General features: G+C 55.1%; 17 protein-coding genes. 12 read left to right on the top strand and 5 right to left on the bottom strand.

What is annotated here, in order from left to right:
* Positions 1 to 86: 86 nt before the first annotated feature.
* Positions 87 to 1,025: a choline ABC transporter substrate-binding protein gene (gene choX / locus ACFE33_RS11370; RefSeq protein ID WP_380053409.1), complete on the bottom strand. Its 939-nt coding sequence runs from the start codon at positions 1,023 to 1,025 to the stop codon at positions 87 to 89.
* A 90-nt stretch (positions 1,026 to 1,115) separates the two neighbouring features.
* Between choX and betI the strand changes: the two genes are divergently transcribed.
* The 3 genes from betI to betA are packed head-to-tail and all read left to right on the top strand — an operon-like array spanning position 1,116 to position 4,825.
* Complete coding sequence (gene betI / locus ACFE33_RS11365) at positions 1,116 to 1,700, top strand: transcriptional regulator BetI (RefSeq protein WP_380053406.1); 585 nt, start codon at positions 1,116 to 1,118, stop codon at positions 1,698 to 1,700.
* The gene (betB, locus tag ACFE33_RS11360; protein WP_380053403.1) at positions 1,697 to 3,142 is read left to right on the top strand and encodes a betaine-aldehyde dehydrogenase; all 1,446 of its coding nucleotides are present in this window, start codon (positions 1,697 to 1,699) and stop codon (positions 3,140 to 3,142) included. Before betI ends, betB begins: the two co-directional genes overlap by 4 nt.
* 24 nt (positions 3,143 to 3,166) lie before the next feature.
* Positions 3,167 to 4,825 (top strand): choline dehydrogenase, encoded by a 1,659-nt coding sequence (betA, locus tag ACFE33_RS11355; protein WP_380053400.1) that lies wholly within the window; start codon positions 3,167 to 3,169, stop codon positions 4,823 to 4,825.
* On the opposite strand, the gene ACFE33_RS11350 is transcribed toward betA, so the two are convergent.
* The 3 genes from ACFE33_RS11350 to ACFE33_RS11340 are packed head-to-tail and all read right to left on the bottom strand — an operon-like array spanning position 4,822 to position 7,973.
* On the bottom strand, positions 4,822 to 5,277 hold the full coding sequence (locus ACFE33_RS11350; RefSeq protein ID WP_380053399.1) for a CoxG family protein: 456 nt from the start codon (positions 5,275 to 5,277) through the stop codon (positions 4,822 to 4,824). The genes betA and ACFE33_RS11350 overlap by 4 nt on opposite strands.
* Positions 5,278 to 5,300: 23 nt before the next feature.
* Entirely contained in the window at positions 5,301 to 6,704 is a 1,404-nt protein-coding gene (locus ACFE33_RS11345; RefSeq protein WP_380053396.1) for a short-chain fatty acyl-CoA regulator family protein, read from the bottom strand.
* Positions 6,705 to 6,761: 57 nt separating this feature from the next.
* Positions 6,762 to 7,973, bottom strand: a complete 1,212-nt coding sequence (locus ACFE33_RS11340; RefSeq protein WP_380053393.1) for a multidrug effflux MFS transporter — start codon at positions 7,971 to 7,973, stop codon at positions 6,762 to 6,764.
* Positions 7,974 to 8,160: 187 nt separating this feature from the next.
* Here ACFE33_RS11340 and ACFE33_RS11335 point away from each other — a divergent pair, with 187 nt between their 5' ends.
* From ACFE33_RS11335 to ACFE33_RS11300, 8 genes are all read left to right on the top strand, one after another.
* Positions 8,161 to 9,693 carry an acyl-CoA carboxylase subunit beta gene (locus ACFE33_RS11335; protein WP_380053391.1) on the top strand — a complete coding sequence of 511 codons (1,533 nt, stop codon included), beginning with the start codon at positions 8,161 to 8,163 and terminating at the stop codon, positions 9,691 to 9,693.
* 38 nt (positions 9,694 to 9,731) lie between these two features.
* A complete protein-coding gene (locus ACFE33_RS11330) occupies positions 9,732 to 10,088 on the top strand; it encodes a hypothetical protein (protein WP_380053388.1) in 357 nt (118 codons plus the stop codon).
* On the top strand, positions 10,081 to 10,485 hold the full coding sequence (locus ACFE33_RS11325; RefSeq protein WP_380053385.1) for a RidA family protein: 405 nt from the start codon (positions 10,081 to 10,083) through the stop codon (positions 10,483 to 10,485). Before ACFE33_RS11330 ends, ACFE33_RS11325 begins: the two co-directional genes overlap by 8 nt.
* On the top strand, positions 10,482 to 10,859 hold the full coding sequence (locus ACFE33_RS11320) for a DUF6497 family protein (RefSeq protein ID WP_380053383.1): 378 nt from the start codon (positions 10,482 to 10,484) through the stop codon (positions 10,857 to 10,859). The genes ACFE33_RS11325 and ACFE33_RS11320 overlap by 4 nt, the downstream gene beginning before the upstream one ends.
* A 202-nt stretch (positions 10,860 to 11,061) precedes the next feature.
* Positions 11,062 to 11,190, top strand: a complete 129-nt coding sequence (locus tag ACFE33_RS11315; RefSeq protein WP_380053380.1) for a hypothetical protein — start codon at positions 11,062 to 11,064, stop codon at positions 11,188 to 11,190.
* Positions 11,191 to 11,373: 183 nt separating this feature from the next.
* Positions 11,374 to 11,754, top strand: coding sequence for a hypothetical protein (locus ACFE33_RS11310; protein WP_380053378.1), 381 nt, complete (start codon positions 11,374 to 11,376; stop codon positions 11,752 to 11,754).
* A gap of 298 nt (positions 11,755 to 12,052) precedes the next feature.
* Positions 12,053 to 12,250, top strand: coding sequence for a hypothetical protein (locus ACFE33_RS11305; RefSeq protein ID WP_380053376.1), 198 nt, complete (start codon positions 12,053 to 12,055; stop codon positions 12,248 to 12,250).
* 130 nt (positions 12,251 to 12,380) lie between these two features.
* Entirely contained in the window at positions 12,381 to 14,381 is a 2,001-nt protein-coding gene (locus tag ACFE33_RS11300; RefSeq protein WP_380053373.1) for an acetyl-CoA carboxylase biotin carboxylase subunit, read from the top strand.
* A 12-nt stretch (positions 14,382 to 14,393) separates the two neighbouring features.
* Here ACFE33_RS11300 and ACFE33_RS11295 read toward each other — a convergent pair whose 3' ends face one another.
* On the bottom strand, positions 14,394 to 14,846 hold the full coding sequence (locus ACFE33_RS11295) for a DUF4174 domain-containing protein (RefSeq protein ID WP_380053370.1): 453 nt from the start codon (positions 14,844 to 14,846) through the stop codon (positions 14,394 to 14,396).
* Between the two features lie 140 nt (positions 14,847 to 14,986).
* Here ACFE33_RS11295 and scpA point away from each other — a divergent pair, with 140 nt between their 5' ends.
* A complete protein-coding gene (scpA, locus tag ACFE33_RS11290; RefSeq protein WP_380053368.1) occupies positions 14,987 to 17,125 on the top strand; it encodes a methylmalonyl-CoA mutase in 2,139 nt (712 codons plus the stop codon).
* Position 17,126 lies beyond the last annotated feature (1 nt).

Here is a 17,126-nt window from a genome sequence, read left to right as displayed (position 1 = left end):
GGGCCTCGTATTTCTTTTTTTAAGGGCTGCTCGTATGTGTCGCAAAGAAGTGTGCCGCCCTCTGATCGGGGGCGGCACGGTTGTTTTTACATTCCTAGTGCGGCCTTGACTGCTGCGGTTGCGTCGCCGCCGTCCAGCGTTGTTACGCCTTCAAGCCAAGGCGTAATCGCGTCGGGATTGGCAGATAGCCATGCCGTTGCGGCCTCTTCTGGAGCGGCACCATCATTTAGGATTCCGCCCATGATTTCGTTTTCCATCTCGAGCGTGAATTTCAGATTGCCAAGGAACGTGCCGACATTTTCACACTCCGTGACATAGTCTTTGCGCGTGTTTGTATAAACGGTTGCGCCGCCGAGGTCGGGACCAAAGAAGTCGTCGCCGCCCTCAAGATAGCTCATGTCAAAGTTGGCGTTCATCGGGTGGGGTTCCCAACCAAGGAAAACGATTGGTTCGTCTTTTTTCGTCAGACGTTCCACCTGCGCCAGCATCCCTTGTTCGGAGCTTTCCGCAACTTCAAAGTCGCTGAGGCCAAAGGCATTTTCATCGATCATGGACTGAATAAGACGGTTGCCGTCGTTGCCCGCTTCAATGCCATAGATCTTGCCGTCAAGAGCGTCTGCGTGCGCGGCGATGTCTGCAAAACCGTTGATCCCCAGTGCCTTACCGGCGGCATTAACCGCGAGAGTGTATTTCGCACCTTCAAGGTTTTCGCGAACGGTGTCCACGGTGCCTTCTTCGCGATATTTGGCGATGTCGCCTTCCATTGTCGGCATCCAGTTACCTAGGAAAACGTCGATGTCACCCTGTGCCATCGCGGTATACGTCACAGGTACCGAGAGAACTTTTACATCAGTCTCATAGCCCAACGCCTTAAGCACAACGGTTGTCGCGGCGGTCGTTGCGGTGATGTCTGTCCAGCCAACGTCAGAGAATGTGACTGTTCCACAGTCTGCTGCGGCTGCTGTACCTGCAATCGCAAGCGCCATTGCCGAGATTGTCGATTTCAAAGCAAATTTAGTCTTCATGTGTGTGCTCCCTGTGGACTCGTGATTTTGTTGATTGACGAGTCAATTAAAAACTAGCATCAGTTGTATTGCAACCCTTTGGAGAATGCTATGCCAAAACTTGGAATGGAGCCTATCCGACGTGCCGCGCTGATAAAAGCGACTATTACTGAAGTCGGCCTCGCGGGATCACTGGACGTGACGGTAAGCCAAATCGCCAAGCGGGCAGGGGTGTCGAGTGCGCTGGCGCATCACTATTTCGGCGGCAAGGAACAGATATTTCTGGCCTCGATGCGCTATATCCTTGGTGTCTATGGCGCGCAGGTTCGGGCCTCGCTCGCGATCGCGGATACGCCGCGCGCCCGTATCGAAGGGATCATTGCAGCAGGATTCGAGCCCAGCAACTTTCGCACCGAGGTCGTGGGGGCTTGGCTGAACTTCTATGTTCTCGCGCAGCGTTCAAAAGGGGCCCGACGACTGTTGTCAGTTTATCAACGTCGTTTGCGATCTAATCTGGTTTACGATTTACGTGCCCTCGTTGATGAAAGCCGCGTCGAAGAATGTGCCGAAGGAATCGCCGCCCTTATTGACGGGCTCTATATCCGTCGTGCCCTTGAGCGGGACGACAATATCAATCCAACAAAACTTGCTCTGGCCTACCTTGCCGGAGTTCTCGAACATCAGGATGCGTCATGAAACAGCAACCAACCGCCAGCCATTTCGTAAATGGCGCCTACCTCGAAGATACTGCAGGCACCGTCATAGACGTGATCTATTCATGGACGGGCGAAGTGATCGCGAAAGTCCATTCCGCGACACCCGACGTGATTGATCAGGCCATTGCAAGTGCTGTCGAGGGACAAAAGAAATGGGCCGCGATGAGCGGAGCCGAGCGCGGCCGTATCCTTGTTCGCGCGGCGAATGTGATCCGCGAAAATAATCACGCGCTGTCGGTTCTTGAGACATATGACACGGGCAAGCCACTTCAGGAAACGCTTGTTGCGGACGCTACATCCGGTGCCGATGCATTGGAATATTTTGGCGGATTGGCGGGGAGCCTGACGGGCGAATATATCCCCTTAGCAGACGGCGATTTCGTCTATACCAAGCGTGAACCCCTCGGTGTTTGCGCAGGGATCGGCGCGTGGAATTACCCGACCCAGATCGCCTGTTGGAAAGCTGCACCCGCGCTCGCTTGCGGAAACGCACTTGTTTTCAAACCAAGTGAGACGACGCCGCTATGTGCCTTGAAAATAGCGGAAATTATGATTGAGGCCGGCGTTCCTGCGGGTGTGTTCAACGTTGTGCAAGGGCTCGGAGATGTGGGGGCCGCATTGGCAACTGATCCACGTATCGCCAAGGTATCGTTGACGGGTTCGGTTCCAACGGGCCGCAAGGTCTATGCCGCCGCCGCCGCGCAGATGAAGCACGTCACGATGGAGCTTGGGGGCAAGTCACCCATGCTCGTGTTTGATGACGCCGATGTCGAAGCCGCAGTCGGGGGCGCTATCCTCGGCAATTTTTATTCGTCGGGTCAGGTATGCTCGAACGGCACGCGAGTCTTTGTCCAAAAGGGAATTAAGCAAAAATTCCTCCAACGCCTCAAAGAGCGACTGGCCGATGTTGTGACGGGAGATCCGCAAGACGAATCCGTGAATTTCGGTCCAATGGTCAGCGCACGACAAGCTGATATTGTGACCGGTTACATCGCCAAAGGACGCGAAGAGGGCGCGACGCTTTTCGCAGGTGGTGAACGTGAAGGGCTTGTGGTTGCACCAACGGTATTCTCGGACGTGACCGATGATATGACCATCGCGCGCGAGGAGATTTTTGGCCCAGTAATGGCCGTCCTTGATTTCGAGGACGAAGAAGAAGCTATTCGCCGCGCAAACGAGACGGAATTTGGCCTCTCTGCGGCAGTCTTTACCAAGGATTTGGCGCGCGGCCACCGCGTGGTTGATGCGCTGGAGGCGGGTACTTGCTGGATAAATACCTACAATCTGGCACCAGTTGAGGCCCCATTCGGTGGCGTCAAGGCCAGCGGGATCGGACGTGAGAACTCCAAAGAAGCGATCGGTCACTACTCGCAAGTGAAGTCGGTCTATGTCGCCGCAGGAGACGTCGATGCGCCATATTAATTCTAGCGTTTCGGAGAAACTCTGATGCAGGCTGATTATGTCATCGTGGGCGCGGGCTCGGCGGGGTGCGCATTGGCGTACCGGTTGGCGGAAGCGGGCAAAGATGTCCTTGTGGTCGAGCACGGCGGCAGTGACATCGGCCCGTTTATCCAGATGCCCGCCGCTTTGTCCTATCCGATGAACATGAAACGTTATGACTGGGGATACTCCAGCGAGCCTGAACCGCACCTGAATGGTCGCAGGCTCGCCTGTCCGCGCGGCAAAGTGGTCGGCGGATCGTCGTCGATCAATGGAATGGTCTACGTGCGCGGACATGCGCGAGATTTCGACACCTGGCAAAGTATGGGCGCCTCTGGCTGGTCCTATTCTGATGTGCTTCCCTATTTCAAACGCATGGAGACATGGCACCATAGCGGCCACGGCGGTGACGCCGCGTGGCGGGGCAACAAAGGCCCTCTCCATGTCACGCGTGGACCGCGAAAAAACCCGTTGTTCAAGGCTTTCGTAGAGGCGGGAAAACAGGCGGGATACCCCACGACCGATGATTATAATGGCCAGCAGCAAGAGGGCTTCGGCCCTATGGAGCAAACGGTATTTGGCGGGCGGCGTTGGTCGGCAGCGAATGCGTATCTGCGCCCTGCGCTGCGTCACAAAAATTGCAAGCTTCTGCGCGGCTTCGTAGAGCGTGTAGTGATCGAAGAAGGCCGCGCTGTGGGGATCGAAGTGCGGCGAAATGGCCACCAAGAGGTTATACGTGCAAACCGCGAAGTGATCCTTGCGGCCTCGTCGATCAACACGCCGAAGTTGCTGATGCTCTCGGGTATCGGGCCTGCTGCACATCTGGCGGAACACGGAATTGATATCGTTGCGGATCGCGCAGGTGTCGGGCAAAATCTTCAGGATCATCTGGAACTTTACCTGCAATACGCATCGCTCAAGCCGATTACGCTCTATCGCTACTGGAACCTTCCCAGCAAGGCGGCAATTGGCGCGCAGTGGCTATTATCGCGAACCGGTCTTGGCGCGTCGAACCAATTCGAAAGTGCCGCATTTATTCGCAGTAGTGCAGGGGTTGAGTACCCAGATATTCAGTATCATTTCCTGCCTATGGCCGTTCGGTATGATGGGAAAGCCGCAGCAGAAGGGCACGGATTTCAGGCGCACATGGGGCCGATGCGATCCAAGAGCCGCGGCGCAGTTACCCTCGCGAGCGCAGATCCATCCGAGGCACCAAAAATTCTGTTTAACTATATGTCGGACCCACAGGACTGGTCCGATTTCCGCAAGGGTATTCGCCTTACACGCGAGATATTCTCGCAGGATGCTTTTGCCCCATATGTAAAACACGAAATCCAACCCGGAGCGGCGATTCAGTCAGACGATGAGCTGGACGAATTTATCCGTGATGAAGTCGAGAGTGCCTATCACCCTTGCGGCACCGCGCGCATGGGCGCGGCGAATGATCCATTTGCTGTGGTTGATCCTGAATGCCGCGTGATCGGAGTTGATGGCCTGCGGGTGGCGGATAGCTCTATTTTCCCGCAGATCACCAATGGCAATTTGAACGCCCCGTCGATCATGGTTGGCGAAAAAGCCGCCGACCATATTCTGGGGCAGGGTATGCTTTCCCCCGATCAGTCAGAGCCGTGGATCAATCCGAACTGGCAGCAAGCGCAACGCTAGGCTGGTTCGGATGGTCCTTCGACGATCTCTTGAAATTTCTCAAAGAAGCTTGCGGTCATCTTCTTGGCAAAGCCGTCGATAAGGCGGCTTCCAAGTTGTGCGAGCTTGCCGCCAACCTTTGCGTCCACTTCGTAAGAGAGTTCCGTGCCTTCTGGAACTTCGCGCAAACGCACGTCGGCACCGCCCTTTGCAAATCCGGCCACACCGCCTTTGCCCTCTCCCGAAATCCGATATCCGTTGGGTGCGTCAACGTCCGAAAGCGTTACGCCACCTTTGAACGTCGCTTTAACGGGGCCGACTTTTTGCTTCACGACGGCCTCAAATCCTTCATCTGCGGAGCCTGTGAGTTCTTCGCACCCTGGAATACATGCGGCGAGAGTTTCGGGGTTGTTCAGATGTGCCCAAACCGTTTCACGATTGGCCTTGATGATGCGTGTGTCGCTGAGTTCCATGTCAGTGTCCTTCTGGATTTTGCCTACGAGAGGATTTCATACGGTAGGATGCCGCGCGCGTTATGATCGACTTTTAGCCGCGCTTCGAGTGGCGGTACAGAGCGTTGATGGCAATTCGGGCGCTCGCATATACGACAGCTCACGCCGATTGGCTCAAAAGCGCGTTCGTTCTTTATGTCAAAATCATCTGCATAAACAAGGTGCTCTGCGTGTTTGACTTCACATCCCAACCCAATGGCATACCGTCGAACGGGCGCCTGAAAAGAGCCCGCGGGCTTGGAAACATCCCTTGCAAGGCAGAAGTACTTAAGCCCATCCGGGGTTTGTGCAAGCTGGCGCAAGAAGCGCCCGGGCGTTTCAAATGCGCGGTGAACGTTCCAAAGCGGACAGGCCCCTCCGAAGCGGGCGAACTGTAGCCGTGTGGCGCTATGGCGTTTGGTGATTGTGCCTGCTTGATCAACGCGCACAAAGAAAAAGGGGATGCCCTTGGCACCCGTGCGTTGCAGCGTCGACAGCCTGTGTGCGACCTGTTCGATTGATGCGCCAAACTGGGCCGAGAGCAATTCCAGATCGTGCCGTTCGCGATGCGCGGCCTCAAGAAAGGCCTGATAGGGAAGGAGCGCCGCCCCCGCGAAGTAATTCGCAAGGCCGATTTTCGCAATTTCCCGCGCTTCTTCGGTATGGAAACGCGCGAGATCAAGTGTCGCTTCCAGCAATTCGTTGTGCGTAAGCAGTGCAAGTTGTAGCAAGAGTTGAAAACGCCGCGTTTCAGGCGACATGAATTTGGAAAGCGTCAGTGTTTGAGTGGCGGCATCGAAGCCACGTATCCCTACGGAGTCACTGAATTTCACCTGAATTCCCAGCGCATTCAGGGCGTCGGTCGCGCGCTCTTCTGAGCTTATTCCGCCCTGATCTTTGGCGGCGAACCGTTCGGCGGCGCGGTCGACTGCGTCGATATAGTTGTCGCAGTAATGAAAGAAATCCCGAACCTCTTCCCACGGGCTGGGTGCGCTGCGGCTGTCCTCGCGGCCTAATGCTTCGTCGAGAGAGGCCAAGCGTTCGTGGCTCTGACGATAGGCGCGGTGCAGGTCGATGAACGCACGCGCAAGCATTGGCGCATTGGATGCCGCCAGCCGTAAATCCGCCATCGGTGGTTGATTGGCGCTGAAGATCGGATCGGCGAGAGCCTCGCGCAGATCGCTGACCATCCGCTCTGAATCCCCGACCGAAAGCTCGGTCACGTCGAACCCGAATTCCTGTGCAAGGGCAAGAACCGCGCCTGTACTGATCGGGCGGTTGTTGTTCTCCATCTGGTTCAGGTAGGGCAGAGAGATGCCGAGTTTCGCGGCAAAGGCTTTTTGCGTCAGGCCAAGCTTGGTGCGCGTTTCGCGGAGCTTTACCCCAGCATAGAGTTTCTGCGTCGCCATGTGCACCTCCGCCCGAATCTTTGCAGTTTTGCCGCCCGAAGGCGCAGTTTTGCAAATTTAGGCGATCTCTTGTGTGCGGCGCAAGACGTAGACGATAGAAATCACCCCAAGAACCGATGACGCGAGCATGAGGGCGATAAGCGGCAACGGACCTGCGGTGGGGCTAAGAAGCGTACCCGCATAGGCGGAGAGTGCCGCGCCGCCGCCGATCATAATACCGCCGCCGATTCCGCTTGCTGTCCCCGCGAGGTGGGGCCGCACGGATAGCATCCCTGCGTTCGCATTCGGGAGAACCAAACCGTTGCCCAAGCCAATGAAGGTCATGAAGGCAAAGAAGATCTCAACAGATCCTTCGCTAAAGGCAAACGTCAAATAGGCCGCGCCCATTCCGAGCGCGCAAAAAATGCTGCCGAAAAGGATCATTTTATCGGTGCCGACCTGTCGCGAAAAACGACCGGAGATGAAATTCCCGAAGAAGTATCCGATAGCCGGAGCGCCGAAATACAGGCCCGTCAATTCAGTGGGGAGGTGATAGACCTCAGTGGCGATGTAGGGTGCGCCGCCAAGATACGCAAAGAATGAGCCCGACGCGAAAGTAGCGCAGGCAACATACCCCCAAAAACGGCGCGATCCGAAAAGTTCGGGGTATTGCTTGATCTGCGCTCTGAAGCTTGTGGATGTTTGGCTGGCCGTTTCGCCGAGGTCTCGGTTCGCGAGCCAGAGCAAGAGCGCGCCCAGAATGAACAGCATCCAAAAGCTCGCCTGCCAGCCGTAGAGTGCATCCAGAACGCCGCCGATAGCGGGGCCGATCATCGGAACAACGGACATGCCCATAGTAAGGTATCCGATCATTGATGCGGCTTCGTTTTGTCCGACCATATCGCGCACAACGGCGCGCGAAAGCACCATTCCGGTTACGATTACGGCCTGAAGAATGCGAAACAGTAGGAAGACTTCAACTGTGGGCGCGAAAATACAACCAAGTGTCGCCACAAGGAAGATCACCAGCCCCCAAAGTATGACGGGGCGGCGGCCGAAACGGTCCGAGATTGGGCCAATGAATACCTGAAGGATAGCGTTTACCGCCAAGTATAGAGCCACAGAAAGTTGGATGAGTCGGTATTCGGTGTCGAAATGCTCTGCCATTCCCGCAAGAGAAGGCAGAAAGATGTTCATCGAAAGAGCAGCAATACCCGCTAATAATATGAGGGTCGAAAGATGCGGTGGTGTGCTTCTATTGAGAAACTGAACGTTTGGTTTTCCATCCATTCAAAATTGTCTAGAGGCGGTTTGTGCGAATGTCCATCTTGCAAATCGGAATATTATTGATTTGCACATTTGCAGTTTGCGATGACTTGTTGCAAATAGATTTGCAAATATACTGAATAATCCTTGGCTTTTTAGGGAATGCGCCCCAAACTGTTCGTAAGAAACGTTTTCTTGCGGGAGAGAAGCTATGAAAGATGTCGATGCCGAGCTCATAGAGCGCCGCGCCCAAGCAAAAATGGGTGGTGGGCAGAAACGCATTGATGCGCAACACAGCAAGGGAAAGTTGACCGCACGCGAGCGAGTAGAATTGCTCTTGGACGAGGGGAGCTTTGAAGAGTTCGACACCTTCGTTGCGCACCGTTGTACCGATTTCGGCATGGAAAAACAGCGCCCCGCAGGGGATGGTGTGATCACTGGATGGGGCACGATCAACGGCCGTATGGTTTATGTGTTTTCTCAGGATTTCACAGTGTTTGGTGGTTCGCTTTCGGAAACGCATGCGCAAAAGATCTGCAAGATTATGGATATGGCGATGCAAAACGGCGCGCCAGTGATAGGGATTAACGACTCGGGCGGCGCGCGTATTCAGGAAGGTGTCGCAAGCCTCGCGGGATATGCCGAGGTTTTCCAGCGTAACGTCCTCGCCTCAGGTGTAGTACCGCAGATTTCTTTGATTATGGGGCCTTGTGCGGGTGGTGCAGTATACTCGCCCGCCATGACCGACTTTATTTTTATGGTCAAGGATACGTCCTATATGTTCGTGACCGGACCTGACGTCGTGAAAACCGTGACTAATGAGGTCGTCAGCGCCGAGGAACTTGGCGGTGCCGCGACGCACACCAAGAAATCCAGCGTGGCGGATGCCGCCTTTGAAAACGACGTGGAGGCCCTGACCGAGGTGCGCCGCTTGGTCGATTTTCTACCGCTTAACAATCAACAAAAGCCACCCGTGCGCCCGTTCTTTGACGCGCCGGATCGCATAGAAGAGAGCCTTGATACGCTCGTTCCTGAGAATGCAAATACGCCCTACGACATGAAAGAGTTGATCCTCAAGATTGGCGATGAGGGCGATTTTTATGAAATCCAAGAGGATTTCGCAAAGAATATCATCACTGGATTTATTCGTCTCGAAGGCTCCACCGTGGGCGTTGTGGCGAACCAGCCGATGGTTCTGGCGGGCTGCCTTGATATTGATAGCTCTCGTAAGGCAGCCCGCTTTGTTCGTTTCTGTGACGCGTTTGAGATTCCTATTCTGACGCTCGTTGACGTGCCCGGTTTCCTCCCCGGCACGAGTCAGGAATTTGGTGGCGTTATTAAACACGGCGCCAAGCTTCTGTTCGCTTATGGCGAGGCAACGGTACCCAAGGTGACGGTAATCACACGCAAGGCCTACGGCGGCGCCTATGATGTTATGTCGAGCAAACACCTTCGCGGCGACTTTAACTATGCGTGGCCATCAGCAGAGATCGCCGTGATGGGGGCAAAGGGCGCAACCGAGATTATTCACCGTGCCGACATTGGCGACGAAGCGAAAATCGCCCAGCACACCAAGGACTATGAGGACCGTTTCGCCAATCCGTTTGTTGCCGCTGAGCGTGGCTTTATTGATGAGGTGATCCGTCCGCGCAGTACCCGCAAACGTGTTGCGCGGGCGTTTGCTTCGTTGCGGAACAAACAGTTGAAAAACCCGTGGAAGAAACACGACAATATTCCTCTTTAAGGGCACGAAATGTTTGGTTTACAGGTGCTTAGCAGTTAATGAAACACAGGTGGCACATAGAGCGGTCCGTTGGTCGCCTGACCCTTTCTCGCAAGGGGAACGTGCGGCTTGATGTTTCGGCGCGAACCACATTTCCTATGTGTGCAAGAGCGCGGCTGGCGCACCAGATCCGTCAGGATATGTGGCGCGAATTGCGTGATCTACGTGGGTTTTCTCCAGTTGTAGTGATCGAGAGCGGCGATGCCGGCCTTGTAGTTACAGCGGGCGGTGAAATGGCTTCGCGCAGCTATCCCAAGGCACATATCAAAGCACAGATCGCCTCGGTCCTTGCGAGCCCAAGTAATCGAGCGCGCTGGATGCGCTTTGCGAACATTAGGGAGGCCGCGGATGCCTGATTTTCATCTATTTGCTGATGGTCCACGCCCCGTTGCGCCGTTTTCCCATGCGGTAGAGGCCGATGGTTGGGTCATTCTAACTGGGCAAATGCCAACCGATCCCGCCGCACCCGATGCTCCTCTGCCCGAAGGAATCGAGGCTCAAACACGACGGGTTATGGACAACCTCGCGCTTATTCTGGGACAGTTGGGGCTTGATCTGAGCGACGTTGTTCAGTGTCGTTGTTTTCTAACTGAGTTTGAGCGCGACTACGCAGCGTTTAACGAGACATATCAAAGCTACTTCCCCAAGGACCGTCGCCCCGCGCGCACGACCGTTGGCGTTACAGCGCTCGCCGTTGGCGCTTTGGTGGAGGTTGATTGCATTGCGCGTCGGCCAGAGGATGCGCAGAAATGAGAGTGGCGTGCCTGATATATGTCGCGATGGCGGGGGCGGCAGTGGCCGAACCCTTCGCGGTGCCGTCGGGCCAAGATATCAAGTTTAAGCAGGTCATCTGGATAGATGAAAACGATCCACCCTACGCAACCTTCCGGTTCGTTGCACCAGATGTTTCCAAGGTGGGTTATGACGTGTCGGTCGAAGATATTCTGTACTTATGTGAGAATTACGCACTCCCGCAGATCATCGAAAAGCATGACGATACCGAGGTTGAGTTGGTTATTTCCCTGTCGCAAGTGGACATAGAATTCGGCGAAATGAACCCCGATGTGACGCAGTTCTTCGAGAGCTTTGTAATCCGAGATGCGCAATGCGCGTGGGGAGAATTATGACTTTTTCTCAACTGCATAGGGTTTTCGTGGGCTTGCGGCAACGTTCGCATGAATTCTGCATCAAGTTACGTGCGCAGGAGCTTTTATTTCCATTTGGAACTATTATGGTTCCTTCTGGCATGGCGAAAACCGTTGAGTCGGTATTGCGCCAAGGTAGCGTTCTCAGGTTGGGAGCGCAGTGCCGGAAAAAAAGGAGACCTCTATGTCCACAACAATCAAATCATTGCTCGCCATTAGCCTTGTTGCATTGGTCACTGCGTGTAGCGCCAAAGAAGAAACAGTTTACATCCAAGAGCCCATTGTTGAAGAGCCAACAATGTCCAAGTACTAAGACGTCTCTGGGGCAGGGCTTCGGTCCTGCCCAATCCCGCCCGACGAAGAGTGGGCGAATTGGACGTATTACAAGCGGCCGGAAATTAAATCTCTTCAATCTGCATCGTATCCCTATTTCCCCAATGAACTTGTTCGCGGCTTGCTCTAGAGTGGCGCGAAACCAAGCAAATAAGGGGCTACCATGCTAAAACATCGCGGTTTTCCGAGCCGTCTGACCGGCACCGACTTTCAATTCACGATTCGACGCGACAACAAGAAGGGGGCGACCCCTCTGACCGCGCGCGAGCGTTACGCAGACCGTCGCCCAGCCGACCGCCGGGCAGATGCAGCCTTTATGGAAGCGCTCTGGACATATTTCGGAGATGAACCGTTTGAGCGCGGGAATCTGGATGCAGGCCGCCTAGGCTGGCTGTTCGGGCGCGAAGTAATTGCCGCCGAAGATCCGTTTGACCCTGCAAGTTATGAAGCGCTTTTGGTTATCAACGAAGGCGTTGCACGGGCGAACTTCCCTGATGCGTTCGGGCCACAAGACGATTTTGACGAACAAGAAGACGGGTTTTAGGCGTTATGTTGCTTACCCCATTTCAAATTCGGCAAGTTTCGGCTCAAAACAATGGGTTGTGCCGTATTGGGGTATTCTCGTTTTACGTGTTCGGGCAAAGTGTTCGTACGGTGAGCAGCCTTATTTCCTTGTTCACCGCAGCGCAGAACATGCGTTACCCTTCCCCTTCTGGGCTCGGCTTTCCCCAGGTCGAGCCCATTTTTGGGACTAACGCAACTGCACTACGGGCAGGTCGGAATGGTGGCCAAGCCAAAAACCTAAACTCCACAAAAACACGAAACGAACGAGGGCAATCATCTTGCGCAGTCCAAAAATCATACTTCCACTTATCTTTGTCACAGCTTTGGCAGGGTGCTTCCATAGTGATGCACAGCGCGCGGGCGCTGGGGCGGTCGCGGGCGGTCTCGTTGCAGGTGCCGCAGGCGGAAGCGTCGTTGGTGGCGCAGCATTGGGGGCCGCTGGTGGCGCGCTTTGCCGTGACGCGGGACTTTGCTAGCGCGCTAGCCTCCTCAAAAACTCAGATGAAATTCACACTGCCCGACATGCGCTCGGGTGGTGTTTTTGGCGTTTCGCCGTGGTCTGCAATGGCTGCGGCCAATTAGAACGGCTAGGAATAGGGAAAACCGATGTTCAAGAAAATCCTCATAGCAAACCGTGGTGAAATCGCCTGTCGTGTTATCAAAACAGCACGGGCAATGGGGATCAAAACGGTTGCGATTTACTCTGATGCCGACCGTCGCGCGCTTCATGTTCAGATGGCAGATGAGGCCGTTCATATCGGTCCTGCGCCCGCAAATCAGTCGTATATTGTCATCGACAAGGTTATTGCGGCTGTAAAAGAAACAGGCGCGGATGCCGTGCATCCGGGTTATGGTTTCTTAAGCGAAAACAAGTTGTTTGCCGAAGCACTGGCGGAAATCGGCGTTGCCTTTATCGGCCCACCTGCGGGTGCGATCGAGAGTATGGGCGACAAGATCACCAGTAAGAAAATCGCCCAAGAAGCAGGTGTTTCGACCGTTCCGGGGTACATGGGGCTGATCGCTGACGCTGATGAGGCCGTGAAGATTTCAAATGAGGTCGGCTATCCCGTGATGATTAAGGCCAGTGCGGGCGGCGGCGGTAAAGGGATGCGCATCGCGTGGAACGATCAAGAAGCGCGAGAGGGTTTTCAGTCCAGCAAGAACGAGGCCGCCAACAGCTTTGGTGATGATCGCATTTTCATCGAGAAATTCGTAACACAGCCGCGTCACATCGAAATTCAGGTGCTCGCAGATAGTCATGGGAATGCTATCTATCTGAATGAGCGGGAATGTTCGATTCAGCGTCGCAATCAGAAGGTCATCGAAGAGGCGCCGAGCCCGTTCCTTGACGAGGAGACACGCGCCGCGATGGGGGCGCAGTCGGTCGCGCTAGCGCAGGCCGTGGGATATACAAGCGCAGGTACCGTCGAGTTTATCGTCGACGGCGAACGCAATTTCTATTTCCTCGAAATGAACACCCGCCTTCAGGTGGAGCATCCCGTTACCGAACTTATTACGGGTGTAGACCTTGTTGAGCAGATGATCCGTGTTGCTTACGGCGAGGCACTGACCCTTGCGCAGAGTGACGTAAAGCGTGACGGCTGGGCAATTGAGAGCAGGCTATACGCGGAGGATCCATATCGTGGTTTCCTTCCTGCGATTGGACGTCTAAGCCGCTATCGGCCACCCGCCGAGGTATCCCAAGACGCCGTAATCGTTCGCAATGATACGGGCGTTTATGAGGGCGGCGAGATCAGCATGTACTACGACCCGATGATTGCGAAGCTCTGTACGTGGGCGCCAACCCGCGATGCAGCAGTCGAGGCGATGCGCGTCGCGCTTGATAGTTTTGAGGTCGAGGGAATCGGGCATAACCTTCCGTTTCTAGCGGCAGTGATGGATCATCCGAAATTCGTTTCGGGCGATATCACAACCGCTTTCATCGAAGAAGAGTACCCAGATGGCTTTCATGGTGTCGAACTGGACGAGGCCGCACTTCGTCAGATCGCGGCGGCAACATGTGCGATGTATCGGGTGGCCGAAATCAGACGCACTCGGGTATCGGGGCGGATGGACAATCACGAACGTACCGTCGGTCAGGAATGGGTCGTTCAGGCGGGGGAGTATCACTATCCCGTCTCAATCTCTGCCGACCCCAAAGGCGCGGATGTGACATTCGGTGATGGTGAAACCCTGCGCGTCGAAAGTGACTGGAGACCGGGCGATAGCCTTGCACGCCTCACTATCAATGGAAGCGAACTGATCCTGAAAGTGGACAAGATCACGTCCGGCTTCCGGATCCGCAGCCGCGGAGCCGATCTGAAATTGCGTATTCGCACGCCCCGTCAAGCAGAGCTTGCGCAACTTATGCCTGAGAAATTGGCTCCAGATACATCGCGGTTGCTGCTTTGTCCGATGCCGGGCCTGATTGTTTCTGTGAACGTAAGCGAGGGTGACAAAGTTCACGAAGGGCAAGCGCTCTGCACGGTTGAGGCAATGAAGATGGAGAACATCTTGCGGGCCGAGAAAACCGCCGTAGTCACCAAAATCAACGCCGCCAAGGGCGATAGCCTTGCTGTGGATGACGTGATTATGGAGTTCGAGTAGGGTGCGGCGCGCCTATTCTATAGGTCTCGGGTTGAGAAAGCGGCGCTCTTTCTCTTCTTGGATACGCAGCGGCATCTTATCAATCGCGCGAATTAACTCTCGGGCGCTCCATGGGTGGGGCTTGCGTTGGGCGACTTTGCCGTCCTTCGACAACAAGACCATCATGAAACCATGCGGGCGAATCTGGAGGCGGGCGTCACTCTCGGAGTTTGGATCCGTATCGACGATCACAACAACATCACGCTCCGCGAGCGCAGGCCATTGTTCGGCCAAGAGCTCCAACTGTCGCAGGATCTGGGGATCTTGGGGATGGCCCGCAAATAACAGCACGGGACGCGCGTTCCACGTGAATTCGTCCAGCGTAACATCCTGTGCGGGAATCGGAACAAAGGGCGGTGCGTCTTGGGCCATGGTGGCCGAGGACGCCCCGAATATCCCTATGAAAATCAAAATTAAAAATCGCATACATGCCTTTCCGTTCTTATTGAATATAGGCACCCAATGTGGATTTGCACAGGGGAAGGCGGCGGATACACACGGTTTTTATCACCGGTTATCGCCATCCCTGATTTGGGTAGGTCGTGCGCATAATGGAGGACACTTGAATGACAGATGACAAGAAGACGTGGTCGGATCTCGCTGCGAAGGAATTGCGCGGTCGTTCTGTGGACGAATTGACGTGGCACACACCCGAAGGGATCGATGTTAAGCCCGTCTACACCGGCGCGGATACTGAGGGTCTGGAGCATCTTGGCGGCATGCCAGGGCAGGCGCCATTTACCCGCGGCCCACGCGCGACAATGTATGCTGGCCGCCCATGGACGATCCGTCAGTATGCGGGTTTTTCGACGGCCCAGGAAAGTAACGCATTCTACCGCAAGGCATTGGCCGCGGGGCAGCAGGGTGTGTCCGTTGCCTTCGATTTGGCCACGCATCGCGGATATGACAGCGACCATCCGCGCGTCGAAGGTGACGTGGGCAAAGCGGGCGTAGCCATAGATTCCGTTGAAGATATGAAGGTTCTGTTCGACGGGATCGCGCTTGATCAGGTCAGCGTGTCCATGACAATGAACGGAGCGGTTATCCCGATTTTGGCGAGCTTTATCGTCGCCGGAGAAGAGCAGGGCGTAGACCGCAGCGCGCTTTCTGGAACCATCCAGAATGACATTCTTAAAGAGTTCATGGTGCGCAATACCTATATTTATCCACCCGAACCCAGCATGCGAATTGTCAGTGACATCATTGATTACACCAGCCGCGAAATGCCCAAGTTCAACTCGATTTCGATTTCGGGTTATCACATGCAGGAAGCAGGCGCGAACCTTGTGCAGGAGCTTGCGTTTACCCTGGCGGACGGCAAGGAATACGTGAAGGCCGCAATCGCCAAGGGCTTGGATGTCGATGATTTTGCCCCGCGACTGTCGTTTTTCTTCGCGATTGGTATGAACTTCTTTATGGAGGCGGCCAAGCTGCGCGCGGCCCGATTCCTTTGGCATAAAATTATGTCCGAGTTCGCGCCCAAGAAGCCCAACTCGCTGATGCTGCGCACACACTGCCAGACTTCTGGAGTGAGCCTTCAGGAGCAAGATCCTTACAATAACATCGTGCGAACAGCCTATGAGGCCATGAGCGCGGTGCTTGGCGGTACGCAGTCTCTGCACACCAACAGTTTCGACGAAGCTATCGCGCTCCCGACAGATTTTTCGTCCCGCATTGCGCGTAATACACAGCTTATTCTTCAGAATGAAACCGGCGTCACGAATGTGGTCGATCCGCTTGCGGGCTCTTATTATGTTGAAAAACTGACTTCTGATCTGGCGGACGAAGCGTGGAAGTTGATTGAGGAAATCGACGAGTTGGGCGGAATGACCAAAGCCGTCGCAACGGGCATGCCCAAACTCAAGATCGAAGAAGCCGCCGCCCGCCGTCAGGCCGCCGTTGATCGTGGCGATGAAGTTATCGTTGGCGTCAATAAGTTCCGTCTGGACCAAGAGGACGAGATCGAAATCCTTGATGTCGATAATGTCGCTGTTCGCGAAGGGCAGGTGGCGCAGCTTGCCAGTATCCGCGCAAGCAGGGATGCCGCCGCATGTGAAGGCGCCCTCGCGGCGCTTGAGCAGGGGGCGAAATCAGGTGACGGAAATCTGCTCGCGCTGGCCGTTGAGGCCGCTCGCGCGCGCGCCACGGTAGGAGAAATGTCAATGGCAATGGAGAAAGCATTCGGTCGCCATCGCGCCGAGATCAAAACCCTCGCAGGGGTCTATGGCGCGGCCTACGAAGGGGATGAGGGCTTTGAGGCCATTCAGAAATCAGTCGAGGAGTTCGCACAAGAGGAGGGTCGCCGCCCGCGTATGCTCGTTGTGAAAATGGGGCAGGACGGGCATGATCGCGGCGCCAAGGTCATCGCTACGGCCTTTGCGGATATCGGGTTTGACGTTGATGTCGGCCCGTTGTTTCAAACGCCAGAAGAAGCGGCGCAGGATGCCATCGACAATGACGTGCATATCGTCGGGATATCCAGCCAAGCAGCAGGCCACAAAACACTTGCCCCTAAACTGGTGGCCGCTCTGAAGGCGCAAGGTGCCGAGGATATTATTGTTATCTGCGGAGGCGTTATTCCACAGCAGGACTATGACTATCTCTATAAAGCTGGCGTGAAGGCGATTTTTGGACCCGGAACGAATATTCCACAAGCCGCGCAGAAAATCCTAGAGATAATCCACCCTTCGTCGAAAAGCACCTAGG

It is taken from the genome of Falsihalocynthiibacter sp. SS001 (genome assembly GCF_042445055.1).
Taxonomy (GTDB): domain Bacteria; phylum Pseudomonadota; class Alphaproteobacteria; order Rhodobacterales; family Rhodobacteraceae; genus Falsihalocynthiibacter.
The sequence above is the reverse complement of the archived record's forward strand: the minus strand, read 5'-3'. Positions and strand labels throughout refer to the sequence as shown.